The 25,148-nt window shown below is 34.8% G+C and carries 27 protein-coding genes and 1 pseudogene; 2 read left to right on the top strand and 26 right to left on the bottom strand.

Annotation, left to right across the window (positions count from 1 at the left end; all coding sequences use genetic code 11):
- Positions 1–12 precede the first annotated feature (12 nt).
- The 19 genes and pseudogenes from BTOYO_RS21525 to BTOYO_RS21435 form a co-directional block, all read right to left on the bottom strand.
- Positions 13–348: a DUF3964 family protein gene (locus tag BTOYO_RS21525; protein ID WP_000198189.1), complete on the bottom strand. Its 336-nt coding sequence runs from the start codon at positions 346–348 to the stop codon at positions 13–15.
- A 49-nt stretch (positions 349–397) separates the two neighbouring features.
- Positions 398–1,621, bottom strand: coding sequence for a flagellar hook protein FlgE (locus tag BTOYO_RS21520; RefSeq protein WP_000588325.1), 1,224 nt, complete (start codon positions 1,619–1,621; stop codon positions 398–400).
- 16 nt (positions 1,622–1,637) lie between these two features.
- Positions 1,638–2,216 (bottom strand): flagellar hook assembly protein FlgD, encoded by a 579-nt coding sequence (locus BTOYO_RS21515; protein WP_001143458.1) that lies wholly within the window; start codon positions 2,214–2,216, stop codon positions 1,638–1,640.
- A gap of 3 nt (positions 2,217–2,219) precedes the next feature.
- Positions 2,220–3,329, bottom strand: a pseudogene (locus BTOYO_RS21510) (flagellar hook-length control protein FliK).
- Positions 3,330–3,339: 10 nt separating this feature from the next.
- Positions 3,340–3,750 carry a hypothetical protein gene (locus BTOYO_RS21505; RefSeq protein WP_000360857.1) on the bottom strand — a complete coding sequence of 137 codons (411 nt, stop codon included), beginning with the start codon at positions 3,748–3,750 and terminating at the stop codon, positions 3,340–3,342.
- A 115-nt stretch (positions 3,751–3,865) separates the two neighbouring features.
- A complete protein-coding gene (gene fliI, locus BTOYO_RS21500) occupies positions 3,866–5,170 on the bottom strand; it encodes a flagellar protein export ATPase FliI (protein ID WP_001060540.1) in 1,305 nt (434 codons plus the stop codon).
- On the bottom strand, positions 5,167–5,856 hold the full coding sequence (locus BTOYO_RS21495) for a FliH/SctL family protein (RefSeq protein WP_000051701.1): 690 nt from the start codon (positions 5,854–5,856) through the stop codon (positions 5,167–5,169). Before BTOYO_RS21495 ends, fliI begins: the two co-directional genes overlap by 4 nt.
- Positions 5,843–6,847, bottom strand: coding sequence for a flagellar motor switch protein FliG (gene fliG, locus BTOYO_RS21490; RefSeq protein WP_000883355.1), 1,005 nt, complete (start codon positions 6,845–6,847; stop codon positions 5,843–5,845). The genes BTOYO_RS21495 and fliG overlap by 14 nt, the downstream gene beginning before the upstream one ends.
- A gap of 13 nt (positions 6,848–6,860) precedes the next feature.
- A complete protein-coding gene (locus BTOYO_RS21485; protein ID WP_000411360.1) occupies positions 6,861–8,435 on the bottom strand; it encodes a flagellar M-ring protein FliF C-terminal domain-containing protein in 1,575 nt (524 codons plus the stop codon).
- Positions 8,436–8,457: 22 nt separating this feature from the next.
- A complete protein-coding gene (fliE, locus tag BTOYO_RS21480; protein ID WP_000701668.1) occupies positions 8,458–8,757 on the bottom strand; it encodes a flagellar hook-basal body complex protein FliE in 300 nt (99 codons plus the stop codon).
- A gap of 16 nt (positions 8,758–8,773) precedes the next feature.
- Positions 8,774–9,187: a flagellar basal body rod protein FlgC gene (gene flgC / locus BTOYO_RS21475; protein WP_000484909.1), complete on the bottom strand. Its 414-nt coding sequence runs from the start codon at positions 9,185–9,187 to the stop codon at positions 8,774–8,776.
- Positions 9,188–9,207: 20 nt separating this feature from the next.
- Entirely contained in the window at positions 9,208–9,615 is a 408-nt protein-coding gene (gene flgB / locus BTOYO_RS21470) for a flagellar basal body rod protein FlgB (protein ID WP_001113112.1), read from the bottom strand.
- A gap of 369 nt (positions 9,616–9,984) precedes the next feature.
- Positions 9,985–10,257, bottom strand: a complete 273-nt coding sequence (locus BTOYO_RS21465; protein ID WP_001058081.1) for a hypothetical protein — start codon at positions 10,255–10,257, stop codon at positions 9,985–9,987.
- Positions 10,247–10,615 (bottom strand): flagellar export chaperone FliS, encoded by a 369-nt coding sequence (locus BTOYO_RS21460; RefSeq protein ID WP_001149518.1) that lies wholly within the window; start codon positions 10,613–10,615, stop codon positions 10,247–10,249. The genes BTOYO_RS21465 and BTOYO_RS21460 overlap by 11 nt, the downstream gene beginning before the upstream one ends.
- 22 nt (positions 10,616–10,637) lie before the next feature.
- Positions 10,638–12,020, bottom strand: a complete 1,383-nt coding sequence (locus BTOYO_RS21455) for a flagellar hook-associated protein 2 (RefSeq protein WP_000929294.1) — start codon at positions 12,018–12,020, stop codon at positions 10,638–10,640.
- A gap of 19 nt (positions 12,021–12,039) precedes the next feature.
- Positions 12,040–12,903: a flagellar hook-associated protein 3 gene (locus BTOYO_RS21450; RefSeq protein ID WP_001266434.1), complete on the bottom strand. Its 864-nt coding sequence runs from the start codon at positions 12,901–12,903 to the stop codon at positions 12,040–12,042.
- Positions 12,904–13,110: 207 nt separating this feature from the next.
- Positions 13,111–14,409 (bottom strand): flagellar hook-associated protein FlgK, encoded by a 1,299-nt coding sequence (gene flgK / locus BTOYO_RS21445; RefSeq protein ID WP_001239720.1) that lies wholly within the window; start codon positions 14,407–14,409, stop codon positions 13,111–13,113.
- A gap of 17 nt (positions 14,410–14,426) precedes the next feature.
- The gene (flgN, locus tag BTOYO_RS21440; protein WP_000275891.1) at positions 14,427–14,879 is read right to left on the bottom strand and encodes a flagellar export chaperone FlgN; all 453 of its coding nucleotides are present in this window, start codon (positions 14,877–14,879) and stop codon (positions 14,427–14,429) included.
- 15 nt (positions 14,880–14,894) lie between these two features.
- A complete protein-coding gene (locus tag BTOYO_RS21435; RefSeq protein ID WP_000946323.1) occupies positions 14,895–15,359 on the bottom strand; it encodes a YaaR family protein in 465 nt (154 codons plus the stop codon).
- A 143-nt stretch (positions 15,360–15,502) separates the two neighbouring features.
- Here BTOYO_RS21435 and BTOYO_RS21430 point away from each other — a divergent pair, with 143 nt between their 5' ends.
- Positions 15,503–16,000 carry a hypothetical protein gene (locus BTOYO_RS21430; RefSeq protein WP_001020088.1) on the top strand — a complete coding sequence of 166 codons (498 nt, stop codon included), beginning with the start codon at positions 15,503–15,505 and terminating at the stop codon, positions 15,998–16,000.
- A gap of 39 nt (positions 16,001–16,039) precedes the next feature.
- Positions 16,040–16,822, top strand: coding sequence for a CheR family methyltransferase (locus tag BTOYO_RS21425; RefSeq protein WP_000582904.1), 783 nt, complete (start codon positions 16,040–16,042; stop codon positions 16,820–16,822).
- 77 nt (positions 16,823–16,899) lie between these two features.
- Here the strand turns inward: BTOYO_RS21425 and BTOYO_RS21420 are convergent, their stop codons facing one another.
- The 7 genes from BTOYO_RS21420 to BTOYO_RS21390 form a co-directional block, all read right to left on the bottom strand.
- Positions 16,900–17,616 (bottom strand): hypothetical protein, encoded by a 717-nt coding sequence (locus BTOYO_RS21420; RefSeq protein WP_000405177.1) that lies wholly within the window; start codon positions 17,614–17,616, stop codon positions 16,900–16,902.
- A gap of 27 nt (positions 17,617–17,643) precedes the next feature.
- Positions 17,644–18,981, bottom strand: coding sequence for an Ig-like domain-containing protein (locus BTOYO_RS21415; RefSeq protein ID WP_000800073.1), 1,338 nt, complete (start codon positions 18,979–18,981; stop codon positions 17,644–17,646).
- Positions 18,982–19,010: 29 nt separating this feature from the next.
- Complete coding sequence (locus tag BTOYO_RS21410) at positions 19,011–20,654, bottom strand: flagellar motor switch protein (protein ID WP_001115037.1); 1,644 nt, start codon at positions 20,652–20,654, stop codon at positions 19,011–19,013.
- A 270-nt stretch (positions 20,655–20,924) separates the two neighbouring features.
- On the bottom strand, positions 20,925–22,910 hold the full coding sequence (locus BTOYO_RS21405) for a chemotaxis protein CheA (RefSeq protein ID WP_001192581.1): 1,986 nt from the start codon (positions 22,908–22,910) through the stop codon (positions 20,925–20,927).
- 129 nt (positions 22,911–23,039) lie between these two features.
- Positions 23,040–23,408: a response regulator gene (locus tag BTOYO_RS21400; protein ID WP_000940571.1), complete on the bottom strand. Its 369-nt coding sequence runs from the start codon at positions 23,406–23,408 to the stop codon at positions 23,040–23,042.
- 150 nt (positions 23,409–23,558) lie between these two features.
- On the bottom strand, positions 23,559–24,236 hold the full coding sequence (locus BTOYO_RS21395) for an OmpA family protein (protein ID WP_000596068.1): 678 nt from the start codon (positions 24,234–24,236) through the stop codon (positions 23,559–23,561).
- Between the two features lie 19 nt (positions 24,237–24,255).
- On the bottom strand, positions 24,256–25,089 hold the full coding sequence (locus BTOYO_RS21390) for a flagellar motor protein MotP (RefSeq protein WP_000502108.1): 834 nt from the start codon (positions 25,087–25,089) through the stop codon (positions 24,256–24,258).
- Positions 25,090–25,148: the final 59 nt, after the last annotated feature.

Below are 25,148 nucleotides of genomic sequence, written 5' to 3'. Positions count from 1 at the left end.
TTAAAAGGGCTTTTAAGAGCTTTTAAGTAACTCGATATTATTGAACCAAAACGCAATTTGCTGATCCGTTATCCCTGATAACGTAACAAAAAACTCACGGCACTTCATCTCGTCCTTAAACAGTTGATACTTCCAAACTCCATCACTACCAACACTTACGAAATAAAACTCATGAATACGGCCAATGATGGCTTCCTTTTCACCAAATGAATACGGAGGCACTTGCTTAATTTCAAATTGATCCGGTAAATATACATGCTCTTCTCGTTCCATTTTTAGCACTTGCTCGGCAAGTTCACGTTTATTTTCGAAAAAAGGCAATTGTAAAACTCGCTCTTGTCTTGTCATACGAATAAAAAACCCTTTCTACTACATTACAAGTTTTCTTTATAATATATTATCGAATTAAGTTTACAACTTCATTTAATACTTCATCTGACACTTTAATTACTTTCGCATTTCCTTGGAATCCACGTTGATACAGCATTAAGTCAACGAACTCAACAGATAAATCTACGTTGGCCCCTTCTTGCGCGCCACCACGTACTTTACCTGCACCGTTTTGACCAGATGCACCAAGTGCTAAAATACCTGTTGTATTCGTCGCTGTATAGTTACCATTACCTGTTTTCATTAGACCGCCTTCGTTCGGGAACATCGCAACAGCTAATTGGCCAGCAGATTTCATACTTCCATCAGAATATTTTACCATTACATATCCACCGTCAGCAATGAAGCAATCTTTAACCGTCGCTGCTGCTCTACCATCTACGTCTGTTACTGATAATGTTTTATCTGTTGGATGGTTTGTTAAATGACTTAAGTCTAAATTTATAGAGCCGCCATCAAATGGAATATTGGCTCTTTGCTCTTTCGGATTAGGATTTCCAACAGCATCAAATGTCATATTACCACCTGCACCTTGAACATCCTTAAACTCTGTTTCTTTTTTCGAGTCATTACGCATCTGTACTTTATATGTATAATTATGTTCGCTCGTTTGTTTAAACTCTACACGCATTGTCCATGTATTCCCCGCATTATCATATACAGGTAAATCTTGTGTAATTTGTTTTTCACCAGTTGGAATATTCCCTTTAATTGTCCCTTTCGATGTTCGAATACCACCAATTGCTGTTCCCATTGGAATTTGCAACGGTCCTGGGATTCCAGATAAATCAACTTCACCAGTTGCTTCATTTGCAGGATATGCAAATACATATTGACCTTCAGTATTCGTAATATAGTAATCTGAGGATATCCCAAACGTACCTTTACGAGTAAATTCCATATTTCCGCCTTTTGAATCACCTACAACGAAGAAACCATTACCTTCCATTGCTGCTTGTGTTTTACCACCAGTTAACGTAATTGTACCATCACTATAATCTGTAACCGTACCACTCATTTTCACACCGTTACCAATACTTTTCGGATTCGTTCCTGCGTATTTACCGTCACCTTTTGCACCAATCGAATTGTTATATAGTAAATCATCAAACATTGCTTTTTGTTTTTTATAACCAACTGTTTGTGCATTAGCAATATTATTTGAAGTTACACTTAATGCATTTTGTGTTGCATTCATTCCTGTAATACTTGTATATAACGCTTTAATCATAACGTATGGACACTCCTCATGAATTTGTAGTTTTTACTTCTTCAGTTGTTTTTTGCTCTTCTTTCTTGACATCCTCTGGATTCGTTTCTCCAATCGGTTTATCAGACACTCTCTCAACGAAACGAAGAGATACGACTTTATTATTAATAATGAGCTGTACATCATTATTCTCTGCAAGGCGAACCGTCTCTACTTGACCAGTTACTTTGTTTCCGTCGCCGTCAACACCTCTTACGTACTTCCCTAAAAACTTCATACCGCCATCAAGCGCTGTCGAATACATCGTCGTTCTTAAAGAGTCAACTGCTTTTGTCATATTTTGCACTTGCTCCATAAGAGATAACTGCGCTGTCTGGTTCATCATTTGATTCATATCCATTGCATTAAATGGATCTTGATGTTGGAAACTTGATAAAAACAATTTTAGGAAGTCATCTTTCCCCATTACCCCAGGAGTCTTTTGTGCTCCTGCTGAAACTCCGTTTGTTTGTTGAACTGGCGATTGTACACCATTCACAGATGCGTTTTTTGCTTGCGCTCCTGCTTGTAACGGAATATGATTTGTACTCGTTGTATTTAACCCAACTGTTGGCACGCTTTATTCCTCCAATAATCCCGCAAATTCTTTTGATTGTTGTTTCTCATGTTGCGTACTTGCTAATTTCTGCTTTTGTCTTTGTTCTTGTTCTCACTGTTCTTTACGGTTTTCATCTTTATCCGAATAGCTAATTTGAATATTAATTTCTTTTTCTTTTAGCTTTAGCCTCAATTCATCAAAAATGATTTCAACACGTTTTTTTGCATCGTGTTTTTCCATTTCTACATGCACATCAATTTGGTCGCCATGCTTTTTCATAAATACAGTTAACGTTCCAAATTTTTCTGGATTTAGCTGGAATAAAACACGTTCTTGTTTCACTACAAATTTTTGCAATGCTTCTACTTGCGCTTCCATTTTCTTTCCTAAGTCAGGTAATGTAACCTTCTCAGCGCCACTATTTGATTTTCCGATTTGATCAGTACTCGTCGCTTTATTTAATAACTCCGCACCCGTGGAACTCGAATCACTTAACGAATCGACTTCTGGCAACTCTACCTTCACATCATCGCTCTCTGATTTCAGAAGATCTACATCTTTAGACTCTTCTTGTTTTTTTGCAATATTACAAGTTTCTGTCTCTACAACTTTCAAAGCCTGCATCATTTGCTCTGGCATCTTCACTTTGTCTAACACCATTTGCATTGTATCTTCTAAACATATAGCATTTTTAATATTCATATTTGAAAGGAGCTCTTGTAATTGTTGTAATTCACCTGCGGGTAATTCGTTAAGTTTTATATTTCCATATTCTTTATACAGCTCTTGTATTTTTTGTATGTATTGATATAACAATTCTGGTTGCACACGTAATTGCTCAATTGCAACCATTTGCTCAGATACAGCTAATAACAACTGTTCTGTCTCTTTTTTTTCTTCTTTCTTTACACTTGGTTCTTCTTTCGTTACCGATGGTTTAGAAAGATTATATTCTTTTTTCTCTTCTTTTGGTGCTTCTTCTCGTTTCGTTTTCTCCGTTTTCGGCTGCTGTTTATTTTCCATTCTCAACGTACGATCAAATGAAGAATTTTCATTTTTCGATTGTATTTCTAGCCCTTTTTCTTTTTGCGGAGGTAAACTTTGTTGCACCGGTAATACAGACTGTATCACTACATTCACCTCATCCATTCATACACATTTTTAAATCAAGAAGCATTTTTTCTTCTAGCTTTTCTTGCACTTTTGCAAGCTTCTTACAATCTTCTTGATACATTTCATCAATGACACGTTCTTTTTCTTTTACTTGCTCTAAAAGGCTTTCATTTTTTTGAATAAAACCTTCTGTTTTTTTTATTTTTCGATTCCATTCTTCTATTCTTTCAGGTGAAAACGTATGTGAAGAAAGCATGCCAGCCATAATACGTTGACCAGTTTGTACGACTTTGCTACGTGATTTCACAACGTATAAATCATATTCTTTTTTTTGTTCTATTTTTCTTTTTTCAGCTGTTAGTTCGTACACTTCTTTTAAAATATGTTCTTTTTCTTGATTTATTTGCAATTTTATCGTGTCGTACTGCTGTTTATCCACCTGTTTTCATAGCCCCTTCCTATTATAACGCTCTCTTTTTCTATTATATAGTTTTTTTCCAAAAAAATCTGTGAAATATTAAAAAACAAAAAATAAGACCCCTTTAGTAGAGGCCTTATACTATATGGTGTATCGCTTGAACGATATCATCAAATTGGAAACTATCCGATCGACCTTGCTTTAAAAACGTATTTATATCTTCTACTTTATTTTTACATTCAAAAATATAAGCATTTTCTTCATTTTCTTGAATCGTCCCTAATTTAAAGTACAATTCATTTTCTTTATAAATAGATAAGATTTTTCTCATTTCATTTGCAAGTTGCCAATGGTTAGGCGACACAATTTCTTCCATAATCCTACTTACTGAATCTAACACTGAAATGGCAGGATAATGACTAAGCGTAGCAAGCTCACGCTTTAATACAATATGTCCATCTAAAATACCACGTGCTAAATCTGGTACAGGACCGTTTAAATCGTCTCCATCAACGAGTACGGTATAAATACCTGTTATAGATCCTTTTTGTGTTTTACCGGATCGCTCTAACAACTTCTTCATATAACTTTCCATTAACAGTGTTTTACCACCAATCGGTAACTCTTTCACTGCAATATCAACACTTCGGCGCGCATCAGCAAAACGAGTAACTGAATCCATCATGAGTAGTACGTTATTGCCTTGATCACGGAAATATTCAGCAATGGATGTGGCAAGCTTTGCCGCGCGAAGTTGCATCAGATGGCTTTCATCTGACGTCGCTACAACAACAACGCTTTTCCTCATACCTTCCTCGCCTAATTCTTTTCGAATAAAGTCTTTTACTTCTCGGCCACGTTCTCCTACTAAACTAATAACGTTAATATCAGCTTTTGCATTTTTTGCAATCATTCCAAGTAAAGTAGATTTACCAACACCTGATCCAGCGAAAATACCAATCTTTTGACCGATACCAATTGTTAGCATAGAATCAATTGATTTTATTCCCGTTTCAAATACATCAGTAATCTCTTCACGCTCAAATGCATGAATAGGGGGGGCATCTAATTTTATTTTCTGTAGTGGAATGTTTTCAGCGTTCTCATTTAACACTTCACCATTCGCACTTAACACCTTTCCAAGTAAATGATCACCACGAGGTACAACAACATCTTCTGCAATTAATGTAACTGAATCCCCGTAACATACTTTTTCTGTCTGTCCAAATGGGAGTAACATATTATTCTCTTTTTCAATCGCAATTACTTCACATAAAACATTATGTTCTCCAACGAAACAAACATCGCCAATTTTTGCTTTCGGCCCTTTCGCTACGAAAAACTGTTCTTGTACACTATGAACTTTACCAATTTTCGTATAAAACGGTGTGTCGATAAACGTATTCCACTTATTCTGTTCATTTATGAGCTTGTTGTTCATACATTTTGCTCCTCAAACAACTTCTCTTCTTCCCATTTCTGACGAAGCTTCGCAAATATAGGTGCAAATTTAAATTCAAAAAACTCTTTCTCTTCCTCCAAAACAAATTCACCGAACTGCAGGGAGAAATCATATTTCCATTCTACTAATTGTAGTAACCAATACTCTTTCGTATTTTCCTTCTCTTCTTGAATACGTTCAAACGTTTCTGGATGTACTGTTATTATTAATTTTTCAAATGAAGTAGGCAACGTTTGAACGATGCCAGTTAAAATTGGTAACACATCAAGTAATCGCGAATCTACCGCTTGGTTTACGATTTTTTCTGCTAGATGAAAAGATTGATCCCACAATAACTCTGTCCATTCGTATGCTGTTTCCTGTTGTTCTTTTTGAAACTGCATACGTGCTACTTCCATCTGTTCCATTTGTTCATGAATATGCATTTGAAATTGTTCTTTATCTTGTACTAGCTGCTGACGCTCTCGTTCTAGCATTTGCTGCCCTTGTCTTAACTGATTCATTTCCATATGTAACGATTCTTGCTGGGCGCGAAGCTCTGCATGATCAGCTTGTAATTCTTCCTCTTCTATTTGGACTGAAGCTGGTTTTGGAAATTGTAATTCATACGTTTCTTCAGAAAAAGAAACAGAATTCTTCGGAATTCTGTTTTTAAATAAGGACATCCCCTTCACCTCTTTGAACGATAATTCTTCCTTCTTTTTCTAGCTTTTTAACTGTACCTGTAATCGTTTGCTGCGCTTTTTCAGCATCCGTCATCTTAAGCGGTCCTAAGCCATCTAATTCTTCTAGAATCATCTCTTTACGGTTTGAAGACATACATGTAAATAATTTCTCTTTAATTTCTTCTTTTGCAATTTTAAGTGCTTTCGCAAGAACACCGTTATCTGAAATTTCTTCCAATACACGGCGAAGCGCAAGATCTTCAAGACCAAGTAAATCTTCAAAGACAAACATATTTTCTTTAATTTTCTCAGATAACTCATAATCGACTTCATCCAGCTTTTGAAAGACTGTTTTTTCAACACCTCGTGAAACATTATTTAAAATGTTCACGATCGTTTTCAAGCCATCTGTTTTATTAATTGCACTAAATGCCATATTATTTAATTTCGCTTTTAACAACTCACCAATTTGATTAATTAATTCACCATCAACTTGTTCTAGTTTTGCAATACCCATTACCGTCTCTACTCGTTTATGATCTGGCAATCTCTCAATTAATTGAGAAGCAAGTTGCGGTTTAATGTAAGAAGCAATTATCGCAATCGTCTGTGGTGATTCATCATTGAGCACTGTAAGAAGTGGTTCTAAATCTGTAAGTGAATTTAAGAACTCAAACGGATTATCTTTGTTATACCAAAGATCTTCCAATAATTTTTCCAGCTCGTCTTCGGGCATGTTTTTAAATATGCGACGAATGTACTCTTTATCTGGAGTGACTAAGTTTAATTCTTTTACATTTAATTCATATAAGAACTCCCCTAGCACATTTTCTAACGTTTCTGGTTTATATACACGAAACTTCGCAATTTCACGAAGTAATACTTCTTTTTCCTCAGCTGTCATATATTCAATGACTTTTGCTGCCACCCCTTCGTCTAATGTACGAATGAGGATGGCAGCTTTTTCTTTGGAGGAGATTTCATCTAACATCGTTGTTCCTCCCTTACTGTCCGTTTAACCATTTTTTAATTACTTTTGCAGTACCTTCTACATGTTCTTTCGTAGCTTCCTGCACTTGATCATCTAACGTTGGTTCTTTCGGTCCTTCTGGTTCCGGTGTTGGCTCTGGCACTATTTTTTCTTCAGGAATTTCCAGAATACTTTCATTACTTGCGGCAATTTCCTCTTCGGCTAAGTATTCTTCATATTCCTCTTCTTCTCTCTTTTTCTTACGTCTTGCTAAGAAGAACCATACTAGACCAATTAGTGCTAACAAGCCAGCTGTAATTCCACCGAATAACCACCAGTTCATACCACTTTTTTCCGGCTCTTTCTCTTTTTCAACTTTCGGCTGGTCGAACTGAACAGTTACAACGTTAACTTGACCGTTTGTAAAGTTTCCATTCGGATCAACTTGAAGCCCAGCTGCTGTGCCAATCGCTTCTTTGAAAGTCGTCATATCAATTTTTCGTTTTACTAACGTATCATTATCTACCCATACAACAACATTTGTTTTCGTTAATTCTGGATGTTTCTTAATTGTTTCAACTGTTTTATCTATTTCATAGTTTTCAATTTTGTTACCATTTTTATTATCATAGACAACTTTACCGTTTTGATTATTGTTCGTACCGTAGTTTGGCACGTCACCGTTCGCTGTAATACCAGCACCTTGCTTCGTATCTGCTCCTTCTTGTGCAGTAGAGCTTTCCTCTTGCTCTTGTTTACTACGAAGCACACCTTTATCACCATATTTTTCTGATTGACGTGTAACCTCATCGTAGTTTACAGAAACTTTCGTATTTACTTTATATTCATTTGACTTAAACATCGTCATTAACGTTGCGTCAATATCTTGCTTTAACTTACCTTCAATTTGATGCTGCATCTCTACTTCTTTTTCATAAGAAGAGGAACTGTTAGAATGCGCTTCATCTGCTCCTTTTGAGATGATACCTTTTTTACTATCAATAACACTTACTTCTTCTGCTTTCACGCCAGGAACTGCCGCACTAATCATTTGCTGTATACCAGCAACTTGATCAGCTGTTAATAATTGTCCACGCTTCACACCAACAGTAATCGCCGCTGTTCCCTTTGCTTTTTCTTCATCAAAAATTGTTTCTTTTTCAGGTAATGTAATTTGAACATTTGCCGTTTCAACCGTCGCAAAATTTCGTACAATATCTTGCTCCAATTGTTTTTTCGTACCGACAATTTGCTTCATTTTTTTATCTTGCTCACTTGACCCGAGCGAGCTTTCTAATAATATTTCCTCGCCGCTCTTAGAATTAAACGGTAAGCCCATTCCATTCATTTCTTTTCGAACCCATGGAGCATCATTCTTTTGCACACGAATTGAACCATCGGCCGCTAATTGGTAATCGACACCTAACTTCGATAATTCTGCTGTAATCTCTTGCTTATCTGCATCATTTAAATTTTGATATACAACAACATATTTATCTGGCAAGGTGAAGTATAAAAGTGCTCCTGTTACAACCGCTAAAAGCGCAGCACCGATTACTAACTTATGCCACGTTTTTAACGATTGGATAACATTTTTTATCTTTTCCATTTAAACACACCCGTCCACTTTCCTAAATTTGCATATTAATTAGTGACTTATAATTTTCAATAAGATTATCACGTACGAGAGCAGCCGTTTTCATTTGAGATTCAGCTTTTTTTTGCTGAATTAAAACGTCATGTGTTTCTCCTACCCCTTTTGTTAATAAATCATATACTGCTGTTTGCGCATTATTTTGCGTTTGATTCATATCTTCCAATAAATCAATAAACTTTTTTCCCGGAGCTACAGAAGTTTCCGAAGTTTTCGGTGCACCAATTGACTGAATTGCTCCAAATGGCTGTGTATGTAACATTGGTTGAATTTTCATATCCCTATCTTCCCCCTTATCCTCGTCCAATTTCTAAATCTTTATCGAGCATTTTTTTGTTCGCATTTAATACACTTGTATTTGCTTCATACATTTTTTGAGCAACCATAACATTCGTCATTTCAGCAGTTACATCAATATTTGGATAACGTACATATCCTTCTTCATTTGCATGCGGATGCGTCGGATCATACACTAAGTTTTCCGTTTTGTCTGCTTCAATACTTTTTATTTTCACTCCGTTAGTAGGAGCCCCGTCTAACATACTTGCAAAACTATTATTTGATTCTAGCACCACACTACGACGCTCATATAAATCTGCCCCCGGAGCGGCTGTCGTATTCGCATTTACAATATTGTTTGAAGTAACTTCCATCCACTTTCTCGCTGTCGTTAGTCCTGAGCCACTTGCATTCATTGCCTGAAACATCGTTGTCTCTCCTTCTACCTTTAACGTCCACGTGCCGCTTGGTTAATTGCGTATTGTGTATTAATTGCATTAATTGAAATACCGTATAACTGATTTGCTTTCATTAAATCTAGCATTTCTGTCGTTACATCCACACTATTTCCATCTTGATTCTTTTGCATTGATTTCGTTTGAATCTTTGCATACGTATTTTTCATATTTACTGTCGGTAAGTGCATTTCATTCGTTTGATATAAATCTGGATTGCTCTTTAAATCAGCCGCATTGTTCTTATATAACGCACTGCTCTTACTCATCTGCTCAGCAAATGTTACATCTTGTGCTTTATAGCCAGGTGTATTCGCATTTGCAATATTACTAGAAACAGTATTTCGTTTCGTTACTAAATAGTTCATATAATGGCTTACATCACTCACTAAATCTGGCATATTCCACACCCTTCCTTTTCTACCTTAATGATCCACTGATGGAAGTTTCACTTCATTATTTATTTTATTATATGTATTTATTAAAATATTAACTATTATGTACCCTTACATATTTTATTCCATTTTTCCATTGTTGTCTTTAGAAAAATACAAAAATATAAAAAAGAATACAAAAAACTGTATACAGACAGTGATCCGTGAACTATTTTCATATATGAACTACACATTAAAGTTCATTTTTATATTATTTAGATTACTACTATTTTTTCATTACAGTCATAAAATGAAACCTCAATCAGCGGAACTATTTACTTAAACAAAGGAATGGATCCCCTTTAAAAAGGGGAAATCCATTTGTAAACTGTATTATTAATATTTACCGTAAAATGAATTAGCTTTCATTCGTCCATCATTTGTCATAATCATTTCTTCCAAAATCTTTTGCTTATCTCGAATATGCTGCGCTGCCTTAATAATGAATGGACTTACTTCTGCTGCAACTTGCGCACGCGTTTCTTCATCCAATGTCATCATCCAGCGATTTAACATCTCACTCTTCTCAGCAAACTCTCCATCTGACACTTGCAATTCACCGATTTCATTAAAACAGCCGACAAACGTCCGATAAATATCATTGTTCATTTTCAAGTGCTCCGCGGTAACCGTCTATTAAATCTTGTAACACTTTCACAATCGCATCCATGTCTTTTGCTTCACGCGTTACTTTCATCGTCTGAATTTGAATACTAATCCAATCGTATAAACCATAAAGACTATCATATAAGTCTTTCGTAATTTCAGGGTTCAATTGAAGCTTCAATTCTTCAAAAATACGTTCTAACTTTTCAAGAAGCGCGTCTCCTTCTTGTAGTTTAAAAGTATGTAAAAGCTCTTCTAAATTACGAAACTCTACAATACATCTTTCATAGATAAAAATTGTATTTTTAATCGGATTACTCGTCATAATATCATTTTGCATATAACGTTGCCATGCTTGCATACCATCACTTCCTTAACTTTCATTAATCATCACTTTTTTGTTTTGTCATTGCTTTAATTGTTTTTAGCTGGCTATCAAGCGCCGCTAATGTACTTTCTAATTTTTGATACTTCTTCACAATTTCATCTTGCTTTTGCAAGTTTTGCGTCTCGATATCTTTAATCTTTTTATCTAAATCACTTACACGTGAGTCAATATTTTTTACTCTCTCACCGACTACACCTTTATCACCAAATAGTTTATCAAGTGGCTCTTCCATCATTTTTCCTAAACCGTTAGAACTAAAGAAAAATTGCTTCGCTGCATCAGGTTTTTCTTTTAATGCTTGTGTTAATTTTTCATCATTAACTTCCATCGTTCCATCTTGCTTTAATTGAATACCAAATGTGAATAAATAATTACCATCTTGAGAAAATGTTACGACATTGTTCATCGCTTGACGTACACTTTGCATAATGGCTTGACCTTGGAAAGCCCCACCTTTTCCGGCAAAGATATCTACCGTACTAACAGCTTTATTATAATCCGCAACCATCTTCTTAATAACATTCGATGCATCTGTTACGTTTGAGTCATTTACTGTAAATTTTAGGTCTATACCTTTTGTTTTTGGATCTGGTGTTGTGCCAGCATCTGGTGTCCCTTCCACTTTTGGCTCAGTTACCTTTAATAATTCAATTTTCACGCCTGGAAGAGCCTCAATTGTATTGGTAAAGCTTTCAGCTGTGATACCATTAATACTATATTTAGCATTTTGCGCTTCATTGATTACATTAAGCGCTACTCCATCCGCATTAGCTAAACCAATATCTTGAAATAGTGTAGATGTGTTCCCCTCAAACTTAATTACTCCATCTGTTCCTTCTTTTTTCGAGGTCATGAAAATTTTATTTCCAAGTGTATAAGCTGATACGCCATAATCTCCATCATTAATCTTATTAATTAAATCTTTATATGTCATATCAGTTGTTACTTTTAATTCTTTACCGCCTAGTTTTAATGTTTCATCTTTAGGAAGCTTTGCATTTATATCTGTAATGTCATTTGAAGCTATTTGATGACGCTGCGCTAGCTGTGTAATTGTCATATTAAAAGTTCCTGCAATCGCACCACCATCAGCTTTTACATTTATATAACCGTCTTGTGTTGTCGTTACTTTTTTTTCATTCCCTTTAAAAGCCGCTAAGTTTTTAAATGTTTGTGTGAAAGAACTAAATTCTGATTTTAAACTTGTATATAATAATTTATCATTTGTAAGGTCGTTCTTTTCTTTCGTATACGGTGTTTTCCTCATATCTAACGCATTCATTTCTAATTCGACGAAGTTTGAAGTATCGATCATATTATTTCCGAGATTCCAAATTTGTTGTCTACCACCAATACCTGTCATCGTTGTTCCTGCCATTTTTCTCACTCCTTATAGATTACATGTAGTCTAAAATACTCGTTTTACTCATCGTGCTAACTGCTTTAAGCGTCGCTTCATACGTCGCATTTATATACGCTAAGTCAGAAATTGCTACCGCTAAATCGACATCCTCAATTTCTTTACGATTTTCTTGAAGCGCTAAATTTTGCTCGCTTAAAATTGTTTTAAATGTTTCCATTGTGTTCATTGTCGAACCAACTTCAGTTGTACGGTTAATGATGCCATCTAAGTTTTTCTTATTTTCTCCTAATAACGGTTGTAACGCTTTTTGGTCACCTTTTTGCATCGCTTCGCTCATCTGTTTTAACGTTTTTATAACCGGAGATAATAATGCTTCTCCGTTACGAAACGCTTTTAATTCATAACCGTCATTTAGTTGCCAATTTACATCATTTTTTCCACCTTGGTATGTACCATCTTCTGTAAATGGTTGCTTCTCCGCACTATCACCACCGAAAATATAACGACCTTGCTCTTTCGTATTCGCTAAATATACAACTTGTTTTAAAATTTGATCAATCTCTGCACCGATGGCTTTCAATTCTTTTTCACCATTTGGCTCATTTAATGCCTGCACCGTTAATTGATCTGCTCTCGTTAAAGATTTAAAAATACCTTGTAAAGTATTCTCAGTTTGTGTTAATACATTTTTCGAATCGGCTAAATCTTTTTGCATTTGTTCCATATTTGCCAATGAATGTTGAATTGCAAATGATTTACTTGCTGCAAGTGGGTCTTCACTCATAAGAAGGTTTTTCTTCCCCGAAGTTACTTGATTTCGATGATATTGCTGTTGCACGTTCAAATCCATTAACTGATTCTTTGCCCAGCTTGCATTTTGAAATGTAGATACTCTCATCTCTCTCTTCTCCTTTATCTATATTTGAATTGGTGTTAAGAAGAATCCACAGCTTCCTATCGCTATCCTCTTAACTCACTTAACCTACAACCATTTTATATTTCTAGTCTTACATCGATTGGGCCAATGATAGGCATTGAACGCCTCTCCCATCCGTAGGTCCTCTTTCTAACCATAAAAAAGAGGGGATTTCTTTTCTAATTCACATTATCTAATAATCGAAAATAGACTATCAAACACTTCATTCATCGTAGTAATCGCTTTAGAGTTCGCCACGAAATATTTTTGGAAGGCCATTAAATTTACCATTTCCTCTTCCATATTTACCCCTTCGACGCTCATCTTCTCTTGCTGAATACCTTCTAATAAGTCTCCATGAATTTTTTGATAAGCATTCACTGCACTTTTATCAGAAGCTACACCTACTATGAATTGGTCTAATGCTTGTTTATTAGAAAGGCCTTCTTTATAATCGCCATCTGTAATTGCTGCTAGTTTATTTGCTGTTTCAGCAGATATTTTCATTTTCGAAATGTCTTTTGCAAATTCTGGATTTAATTTCATATCTTTCGCATAATCGCCAACGAAGAAATCTTTTCCCATCACTGTATTCACTTGATTTTTCACTGAACTCATTAAACCTTCAAGGTTTTTTTTATATTCAACAATCTTCGCTTTCGTATCAATCGCTGATTTTATTGCTCCGCTAGTTACAGAGATTTCTGAACCGTAAATCTCAACTGACATTGGGTCTTTTTCTTTATTTAATTGAAGGGGATATGTATCTTGTCCACTTACTGTTAAAACACCATTCATTCTAACGCTTGCAATATTAGGATTCATAGATTCATAAGATACTTCTATATTGGCATACTTAGACATCTCTGTAACGATGCGATCTCGTTCGTCTAACAGTTGATTCGGTACTTGTGTGCCTGCTTGTCCAATTTTTTTATTCGCTTCTGCTAAACTTGCGGCAAGACGATTAAATTCATTAACATGTGCTTCAATATCTTCTGTCGTCTGTGCTTCCACTGTATCTAAGTTTTTCGCAAGACGATTTACTTGGCTTGTGAACTTCCCAGTTTCAGAAATTAATGTATCGTAGTAATTTGGTTGTTCTGGATTTTTTGCCACTTCACGAAAAGCATTAAAGAAGCCGTCCATTAAACTAGATAATGAATTTTTTCCTGTCGTCCCTACCATAGACTCTACTCGTGATAACGTTGAATTCATGTAATTATAGTAAGAGAGTTGTGATAATTGATCATTAAACTGTTTCGTCTTCACTTCATCAGTAATACGATCGACACCTAACGTTTGTACACCGTATCCAATTCTCTGTTCTGGCGTATGACCATTGCTTGCTCCAACAGATCCGTAATTCACCATTTGACGCACATAACCCGGTGTATGAATGTTAGACAAGTTTTGTTTCGTTGTTTGTAACCCCATTTGAGCCGCTAACATACCTGATAGCGGTGTATTATAATCAGATAATCTCATAAAGCTTCACTTCTCCTTTACAATAGTTCATTCATAAAGATTTGCGAATTATTGTTTCGCTCCAAATTATATTCAGAAACGGAATCCACAATACTTTCTGTAGTTTTTAATAGTACGTTTAAGTAATATTGATTTTTTAAAAGAATCATTTTTACATTCTCTTCTAATTCAACTAAGTTTTTTTGTATTTTTTCCATTTTTTCAATTTCTTCATGGGAAAAATACGAAAATAATGCACTCACGCGAGATGGCTCAACGCCCTTTTCTTTACAAAACTGAACAACCATTTCTTCAAATGCGCTCGATAATCCTTTTAAACCATCAATGTACTGCAATTGCTCTACTTGCAACTTTTGAACTGCATTTACATTTTTATGTTTTAAATTCTCATATATTTGTTCTCCAAGCGTTTGAATGTTTTCATATGCTTTTTGAATAATAACGAGCTTCTCATATAATTGTATGTACATATAGCTTCCTTCCTTTTACAAGACTAAATTTACAATTAAACCGTGGATTTCTCCAATTTGATTTAACATTTCTAAATGTCCAGTTTTTGTATTAATTAAGTTCATCACATCTTCTAATTCATTTAATCCCATTTCTGCTTGTTTCACAATCGTCATTTTCTGTGAATATCCGTAACGCGGATGACGAGACATAACGTCTTTATATTGCAATACATTATCTACGTAAAAATTCAAAAATGATTTCACTGTATTTTTGTATTCCATGACATTATCAAGCGTTAATTCCATTTCAATTTTCTCTTTTATTTCTCCAATATTATCGACAAACGCTTCCATTTGTTCTAGCAATTTATCTTTTTTCGGATCTGCATGCAAATTATCCGAAAATGCAAGTCCTGTCCTGACATTTGCTTCTTTCGGCATTTGAGTAGCAGGCGGTATATGCGATAAAATTGGATTATGCGAGATAGAACGTAGCATATATATCACCTATTTATTTTTTTATTTCTTCCTAAACTTAATCGTAAAATCCAGTTATTTATAATTATACTCTGAACAGTAATATTTTGCAGTTATTTTTTATAAAAGATATGTTACAATTTAGCATGAGGTGGCACAATTCTATGAATATTTTTCTTTGTGGTTCAAATCAATTAACAGCATTAGATCAAGATGAAATTAAAAAATTTCTAACTGACTATGCTCACAAACATAAAATTTACATATTATGTTATAAATCTATCGAAAATGAAGTTCTTCGTTTTTTCATTGAAAACGAAAGACTCGCTCAAAATTTATGCCTTTACACGCTACAACCGTTACAAGCATTAACAGATGAATTTCAAGAAGTCGTTCATTACTTAAAAAAACACGGAGCCGAGTATGTTGCTTTTGATCATCCTTCCGACTCCATTTATCGATCAGATTTTATGTTTTTTGTAAAACAAATTATTGAAGATACCGATTTAGTTCTCTGTTTTTATAACGGGGACAAACATACATCTGTCATTCCCATTGACGTTGCAAAAGAAGCAGGTATTGGTGCTGTTATTTATGATTTACCGGGTTTACATGACAAACAGATGAAAAAAAGCTTTGAACAAAAAATTCGTATGATGTAAAGGGGGAGGCACAATATCGTTATTGTGCCCATTGTAAATATGATAATTGAACAAGATTATGATCATTTTATCGCGAGTTTTAAACAACAATACAATATGGATATCGCTTCGTATAAACAGGATAGAATGCGCCGTAGAATCGATGCTTTCATTTCAAGAAAAGGATTTGACAACTACGCAAATTTCTTAAATCATTTACGTGCTGATCAAAATTTATTTTTAAGTTTTATTGACTATATTACAATTAACGTTTCAGAGTTTTTCAGAAATAAAGAACGTTGGCAAACGTTAGAGACGAAAGCACTGCCAAAATTACTTGAACAAAATAACGGGAAATTAAAAGTATGGAGTGCTGCTTGCGCTGCTGGTGAAGAACCATATACACTCTCTTTAATTTTATCGAAACATCTTTCTCCATTTCGCTATGAAATTCAAGCAACAGATCTTGATTTTCATATTTTAGAAACTGCGAAACGCGGTCAATATACAGAACGTTCTTTAAAAGAATTACCTATCGATTTGAAAGAGCGTCATTTCACAAAAGAGAATGATACATATTCATTGCATCAAAACATTAAGCAAAACGTTTCGTTCAAACAACACGACCTCTTAATGCAGTCATTCGATACAAATTACGATTTAATTATATGTCGTAATGTAATGATATACTTTACAGAAGAAGCAAGAGTAAAGCTTTATGAAAAGTTTAGTCGTTCTTTACGAAAAGGCGGTGTACTATTTGTTGGTAGTACAGAACAAATTTTAACACCCGAACGTTACAACCTTCAGCGGTTCGATACATTCTTCTATGAAAAAATATAAAGTGAAACTTTAATCAGCACATACCAATCGGGCTTTTACGGGATTAAAAAGGTCGTCACAATGAAGTGACGACCTTTTTATATAACTCGAATTAAAATGATACCAACAATCCATATAAAAAGAAAAAGAAACGTCATAGACCATTTATGTTCTTGCATTGTATGTTTCAACGCCTGTGACAATTGTGTCATATTCATTTCTGCGAGCGCTCTCCATACACTGACATCCCGATCTTTTGCCGTGCGGTCTGTAACGCTAATTAAAATGGTTTCGTTAGACAACTTCGTTATATAAGCAGTAATAACCGTTACCATTAAATTTATATTTCCTTCTGAAGAATCACTCTCCACTCTAGAGATAAGTGCACTTACATCTAATAACGGAATATGTACCTTTCTACCAAATGATAGTTGTACTTCAGCGAAATCATATGTTCCATCTAATAAAGGAAGATCTTTTATATGCGCCTGCTTAACAAGTCCTTGTAAACTTCTAATTACTTGTTCAAATATTTTTTCTGTTTGCTTACCTTCTCCAGATAACGTATGTAACTTTTTAAAGAGTTGTAACATTGTATCCATCTCTTTAGAAAGTATTTCCTTCATAATCTTTCCATCGCCTAAACTTGCAAGTAAAATGCCTATTTCATTATTTTTCGAAATGATTTTAGACTGCCCACTAAACACTAAATTACTATGCTTTCGTTCTTTCTGAATTTCATGTTCCGAAATAGCTGCAGGCTGTTTTAATGGTTGTAGCGTCTTATTTTCAACTGTCGTACGGTTAATTTCCATTTAAATGCCTCCACTACTACGAAATGATTAGCCCCATTCTTTATTACTCTTTAAAACTAAAAATAGTACAAATAAACCTGACATAATAGTAAACACATTAGAAGCTTGTACTCCTTGTTCACTTCTTTCTTCTTTCTTATCTTCTGGCTCTGTTTTCTTTTTCGAAACGTCTTGCTTGTCATTTTTACCTGTTTTCTCTTTTTGAGCCTTTACATTACTTACTTCCTTATTATCTGCCAATGGGTCTTTTATAACGTGAGGGAATTCCTCTTTCTCTTTCAATGTTTCTTGTATAAACTCATTTACTTTCTCGTCTTGCTTCGGAATTTGAACAACTGGAAGTTTTTCTTCTGGAAGCACGATCTCTACTTTCGAATCTTCTTGCTTACTAATTTCTTTCTTATCTTCTACTTTATTTTCATTCTCTTGCTCTTCTGTTTTTTTATCATCTTCCATTTTTTGTCCCAAAACAGAAACGATATATTCACTTTCCGCAACAAGTTTATTGCCTGCAGCATCCACTATTTCTACAAATAGTTTATACTGTCCATTTGGCAAGGCATCAGTTAGTTCAAATACTTTTTGCCAATCCATGTCACGCTTGTTGTAGTCTAATAAAAAGGGAATTTCTTTATCATCTTTCCCTTTTAATGTAACGCGCACTTCTTTCACAGCAGATTCTACATCGGCAGCTTTCACTCGTATATGTATAGAATCTCCCTGTTTCCGTTCAATTAAGTTCTCTTTTGCTTCATCAATAGTAACTTTATGTAACTTCGGCAATTCTTTATCTATAGTTGGTGTTTCATTTCCAATACGAACGAGCGGGACTTTCACTTCATTTTCTATGAGCTCTTCCTTCTCATTTTCTTTGTAACTTTGAACGAGATGAAGATTCCAATCACCTTGTAAATCAAAACTCTCGACTTTATAGTTAGCAATCCATCGCTTCGTTTCTTCATCATACTCAAAAGATAGCATTCTTTCTTGTGCATACTGCTCGCCATTTCTTTGTAACTGCAATATACCTTTCATACTTTGAATGTCTTTCTCGTTTGGTTCTACAGTAATCCGCATTTCTTCGCCAACTTTTAGCTCTGGCTTATTTACTGTAATAACACCTTGATCCGTTTCTATCTTTCTTTCGCTCTTTTGTTCATTCGTCACTTCTTTTTGTTCATCTTCACCTTGATTTATTTCTACTTGCTCTGGCTGTTCTTGAAGTTTCTTATTTTCTTCTATTACTTCCAATTTATTTATTTTTTGCTCTGGCTCAATTTGTTCTTCCGCCTGACTTTGCAGGGGGAAGAACAAGCACACATGTATACATAGCCAACTCATTAGAAAAAACTTTACGTTTTTCATCTACTCGTTCAAACTCCTATTTCAACGCCTTATAGCGATTTCGTCACTTTTACTCCGAAAAACCCATCTACATTTACAAGTTCACCATATGCCACTAATACATCATTCACATAAATTCGAATCGGTTCATCAATATCTTCATCTAGTACAACCGCTTCATTTTCTTGTAAACTTAATATATCTTGAATGGTTTTCACAGTACTTCCAAATACAAATTTCACATTCATTTCTACATTTTGTAGAATGGATGTATCCATATATACTGGTTCAATCTGTTTTACTTCTTTAAATTCAATAGGTTGTACAACTGGTGCCGCAATTTCTTCCTCTTCAATTTCTTCCGGGACAATCTCTTCTTGCTCCTCCACCATTGGATACAGAAGTCTTCTTACCATTTCTTTCGCTTCGGAAATGGGTAAAATTTGATACATTTTCGATTGAAGAAGATCGCCAATTTCAAGATTGAACGTAATTTGAACGAGTTCGTCCACTTCCATTGACTCTCCCAAGTATTCCATTTCTTCTTTTAACGTTACAAATTTGACATTTGGCGGCGTCATGTCCATTTTTTCTTGAAACATTTCCGACATCGCTGTTGCAGCATGCCCCATCATTTGGTTCATGATCTCTTTAATACCGCTTAGTTCTAATTCACTAAGCTCTTTTTCCGGATCAACTTCCCCTGTTCCCATCATCATTAAATCTACCATTGTTAAGGCAACATCTTTCGTAAATACGAATACGTTCTCATTCTTTAGCCCTTCAACAAAGTCGACATTTAAAATGACAAATGGCACTGGTACTCCATCATAATGACGAACATTAATCGCCTCTACATTTGGTGTACTAATCGTGACTGGCTGATTTAAAAGCGTTGATAATACCGTTGAAGCTGAACCGATTGAAATGTTCGCAATTTCACCGAGTACATCTTTCTCTTCTTGTGTTAAATGCTCTTTTTCAACATGTTCCTCTACAATCTCAGTTTCAACCAGTTCCGCCGGTTCATCTCTTTCTTCTACTTCACCAGATAATTGCAGTAATTTATTTATCATTCGTTTCGCATGTTCCACCGAAACAATTTGTACAAGTTTAGAGTTTACAAGATTATCTATTTTTAGATCGAACGATACTTTAACTATTGTGTTATTTCCAGTTATTTCAGAGATTTTCTCCATCTCTTCTGATAGCTTTACGACTTTAATTGTCGGCGGAGACATATCTACTGTATCTTGGAAGAATTCCGACATAGATGTAGCTGCGAATCCCATCATTTGATTCATCGCTTCTTGTACAGCACTTAGCTCTAATTCACCAAGTTCTTTTCCTTCTTCCACTTCACCTGTCCCCATCATCATTAAATCAGCAATTGATAGTGCAACATCTTGCTTAAGAACAAGAAGGTTTTCCATATCTAATCCTTTTGTAAAATGAATATTTAACACAACATGTGGAACTTCAACATCACTTGTATCATATAAATCTACCAATTCTACACGAGGAGCAGTAATGTTTACTTGCCTATTTAAAATTGTTGATAATACAGTCGAAGCTGAACCAAATGATATATTTGCGATTTCGCCAAGAATATCGCATTCTTGAGGTGTTAAATGCTCATTTTCTTTTTCTAGCACAATTGTGCTCGTTTCCCCGTTTGTGTGTTGCTCAGGCATTTTCCCTGCCTCCTCATTTCTGTTTTTCTATCAAATGATATAAAGTGACACTTTAATCAATGGGACTTCTATCCATTCCTCACTGATTATTAACCCGCAACTAGCAGGATAAACTCTCAACTTATTACACTCATTATATTTTAACAAACTGATTATACAAATCGTTACTCTGTATTTATTTCCAGTTATATAATTATTTTTATACATTCATAATAATTAACCAAAAAGCTCCCCAATTGTATACAAGTGGGGAGCTTTCCTTCATTCCTATTATAAACCTTCTGGGTTTAAAATGAGGACCACTCGTCCATCACCGAGAATCGTCGCACCAGAGAAATAGTTAGAACTCTCTGCAAAGAAGTCACCTAATGACTTTAAGACGATTTCTCTTTGACCGATAATTGTGTTTACAATAAGCCCATAGCTACGATGTGTATTACGAACAATTAACACAGGAACCATTTGACCATCATATGACGCAAACGCCTCATCTACTGTTTTTTCACCAAATACTGTACTTAAATGTTTCACTTCAATAATTTGGTTACGATAATTTAACACATCTTTTCCTTGTAAGGATTGGATGTCTTCTCTCTTAATTCGAATTGCTTCCACAATATTTCCAAGAGGTAAAGCATAACGCTTATCGTTCGTTTGAACAAGCATAGATTGAATAATAGACAAAGTTAACGGAAGTTCAATTCTGAATGTACTTCCCTTTCCTTCCTCAGAATCAATAATTAAATGTCCACCTAAACTATGAATCGTATGTTTTACAACATCTAATCCAACACCACGCCCAGAAAGATCCGATACAACTTCAGCTGTACTAAATCCTGGTTGGAATATAAGATCAAACACTTCACGATCTGTTAATCTATTCGCATCTGCTTCTGTTACAACACCATTTTTAATCGCTTTTTCTAATACTTTCCCTTTATTAATACCGTTTCCATCATCCGTAATTTGAATAACGACATGATTTCCACTATGAAACGCCTCTAATTTAATCGTTCCTGTCTCATTTTTACCTGCATCACGTCGTTTTTCAACAGTCTCAACACCGTGATCAATTGCATTTCGAATTAAATGAACAAGCGGATCACCGATTTCATCAATTACAATTTTATCAACTTCAGTAGTTTCTCCTGTAATTTGTAAATCGATTTTTTTACCTAAATCTTTCGCTAACATTCGTACCATACGTGGGAAACGATTGAAGACCGTTTCAATTGGAACCATGCGCATGTTTAAAAGTACATTTTGAATATCTTTTGAAATATCTCCTAATCGATTTAAATGCTCAATTAATTCCTTGTTTTGAATCGTTTGTGCCAATTCATCAATGCGCCCACGCTCAATTACACTTTCTTCAAACATATTCATTAATGTTTCGATTTTCTCTAATTGAACACGAATGGAGCGATTCTCCACTTTAGCATTTTTCGTTTTTACTGTGCTTTTAGCTGGTGTAGTATTAGCTGATTGTTTCCGTGCTTCTACAGGTGATACAACCTGCGCAACTGCAGAAGATTGTATCATTTTCTCTATTTGCACAGCTTCTTGTGATGTATGTCCTTGCTTCACTTCTACTTTCTCAATTTCAGAAATATGAAGCACTACTTGTTTCAATTCTTCTACATTATAATCACTATCCATAAATACGGTGAACTCAAATCCGAAAGCATCCGCTTCAATTTCTTCAATACTCGGAACAGTTTTTTGTATATTACCTACATTTTGCAATGCTTCTATACACATAATGGCACGTACTGCTTTTAAAATAGCTTGCTGTTCTACCGTTATATGTACTTCATGCGAAACTCCACCATCGTTACCTATATGATCTTGCTCTATATGTTCTGTAGGCGTTACTACATTACCGTGCAATAATGCTTCTAATTTCTGTTTAGTAGAAACTACATCAATATTACCCATTCCGCCTTGTTGTACATCTGCAACCATCTTCTCTAAATTATCAATGCACTCAAAAATCACATCAATAATATCCGCATTGACCACGATATTCCCATGACGGATTTCATCTAACACATTTTCCATCTTATGCGTTAAATCTGCCATTTCCGCAAATTCCATACTTGCAGACATACCTTTAAATGTATGGGCTGAGCGGAATATTTCTCCTACAACATCCATATCGGCTGGATTTTGTTCTAAAGTTAGCACATTTTCATTTAGCGATTGTAAATGTTCTTCTGATTCCTCAAAAAATATATTCAATAGATCTGTTTGCATTTTAATCCCCTACCTGTCTAACAAACATTTCATTTATGTATAACAATTTAGTGTTTTAAAACGAGAAAAAAGGGGGCCACACGTGTATCCTCTATCACTGTTTTGATTCCTTGTGGCACCCCTTTTATATTAGCTATTTGCTACTTTTGTTAAAGCTTCGATTACACGATCCGCTTGGAATGGCTTTACAATAAAGTCTTTCGCCCCACCCTTAATTGCATCTAATACCATACCTTGTTGTCCCATTGCCGAACAAATAACAACCTTTGCACTTGAATCAATTTTAATGATTTCTTTTAATGCTTCAAGTCCGTCCATTTCTGGCATAGTAATATCTAATGTTACAATATCAGGTTGAAGTTCTTTATACTTTTGAATTGCTTCTACTCCATTCTCCGCCTCACCGATAATTTCAAATTCAGAATTACTTTTTAATAAGTTTTTAATCATCGTTCGCATGAACATCGCATCGTCTACAACTAAAATTTTATGTGCCATTCTTTTTGATTCTCTCCTTCTATGTATAAATATATCTTAATATTTCACCTTATCATTCTCACTCATTATACAAAATAAAATGATAAAATTTAATATTTTTTTAAAAGAATTTTCGTATTTTTATTATTTTATTATTAAAATAACAATATACTATTCTTTTATATAAATAACAACGCGACGATTTTTCTCCCAGTTTTGCGGTGAATCATTTGGTACAACTGGCTTTGTGTCTGCATATCCTACCGCAGCTAACCTCTTATCGTCCACATTATACACTTCGATTAAGTGGTGAATCATATTAGCTGCTCGCGCTGAAGATAATTCCCAGTTAGAAGGGAATTTCTCATTATGAATAGGTCTACTATCTGTATGTCCTTCCACAACGATTGGATTTGGTACTGATTGGAAAAATCCGACTAATTGACTCATTATCTCTTTTGCTTCTGGTTTAACGTTCGCATCACCCGTATCAAATATTAAATTATCTACGATAACGACACTTACCCCTGTATCTTCTCGATATACATTCACTTGACTAATACCGTTATTATCTACATATGCTTTTAACTTTTTATATAATTCATCCATTCTCTTTTTTGAGATCATTTTTTCATCATTTTTTTCATGTGTTATATCTGGTATTGTATTTTCCATTACTTTTGCATCTACTTGCTCCGCATCGCTAAACTTTTCAAGCATCTTTGACAATTTTACTGCATCCTGCTTTGATGTAGCAACTAGTAATACAAAGAAAGTTAATAATAACATCGTTAAATCTGTAAAAGTCGTCATCCAACGAGGCGATCCCTTTTGCGATCGTTTTATCATCATACCACTCCTTGCAATATTAGGCTGCTCGTTTTTCTTTTTTTATCTTCGTTTCGTACACATACGTATCAAGTTTCAACTTTAATTTAGAAGGAATTTGCCCACGATACAATTCTGAAATTGCTTCAATTACAAACTTCTTCTCTGTATATAAATCCTCAATACCACGATACACCTTTTCCGCAAGAGGTATTGCAATCATATTCGCAAGTACTGATCCATATAATGTCGTTAGCATCGCCACTGCCATTCCTGTACCAATTTGTGATGTATCTTGCAAATTTTGAAGCATAATGATAAGACCAATTAAAGTCCCTATCATACCCCAAGCTGGAGCGAAATCACCAATTTTATCTAATAATGTTGCCCCTTTTCTTAGCTCATACACTTCTGTTTCTATATCTTTCATTAACACTTCTTTTAATTCATCTTCATCGTAGCCACTTAACATTAAACGAATCCCCTTTTGAATAAAAGGGTTGTCTACTTGTTCTCCATCAACTTCTAAAGAAAGTAAACCGTTCTTTTTAGACTTTTTCGAAAAATTAACGAACAAATCCGTTAACTGTTCTAAATCTTCTTCTCTTCTATGTAAAACAGTAAAAATACTTTTCGTATATTTTTTTATTTCTCCAAATCGATACGCCACAACAATTGTCGCTGCCGTTCCCCCTATGACAATTAAAATAGATGGAATATCTAAGAAGTTTTTAAAAGCTTTTATTCCACCGCCACTAAGTACGATCGCCGCTATTACAATAGCGAAGCCTACTATAATGCCCATTGGACTAGAAATATCAAACTTCCTTTTTTTTCTTTCTGGTCTAGCAAATACTTGTTTTTCGTCTCCCATATTCCTGCCCTTTCCTTTTCATTTTTATAAAACATTTTTTTATTTTAATAATGCGTTTT

The organism is Bacillus toyonensis BCT-7112 (assembly GCF_000496285.1).
GTDB classification, from domain to species: Bacteria; Bacillota; Bacilli; order Bacillales; family Bacillaceae_G; genus Bacillus_A; species Bacillus_A toyonensis.
This window is presented reverse-complemented; position numbering and strand designations above follow the sequence as displayed.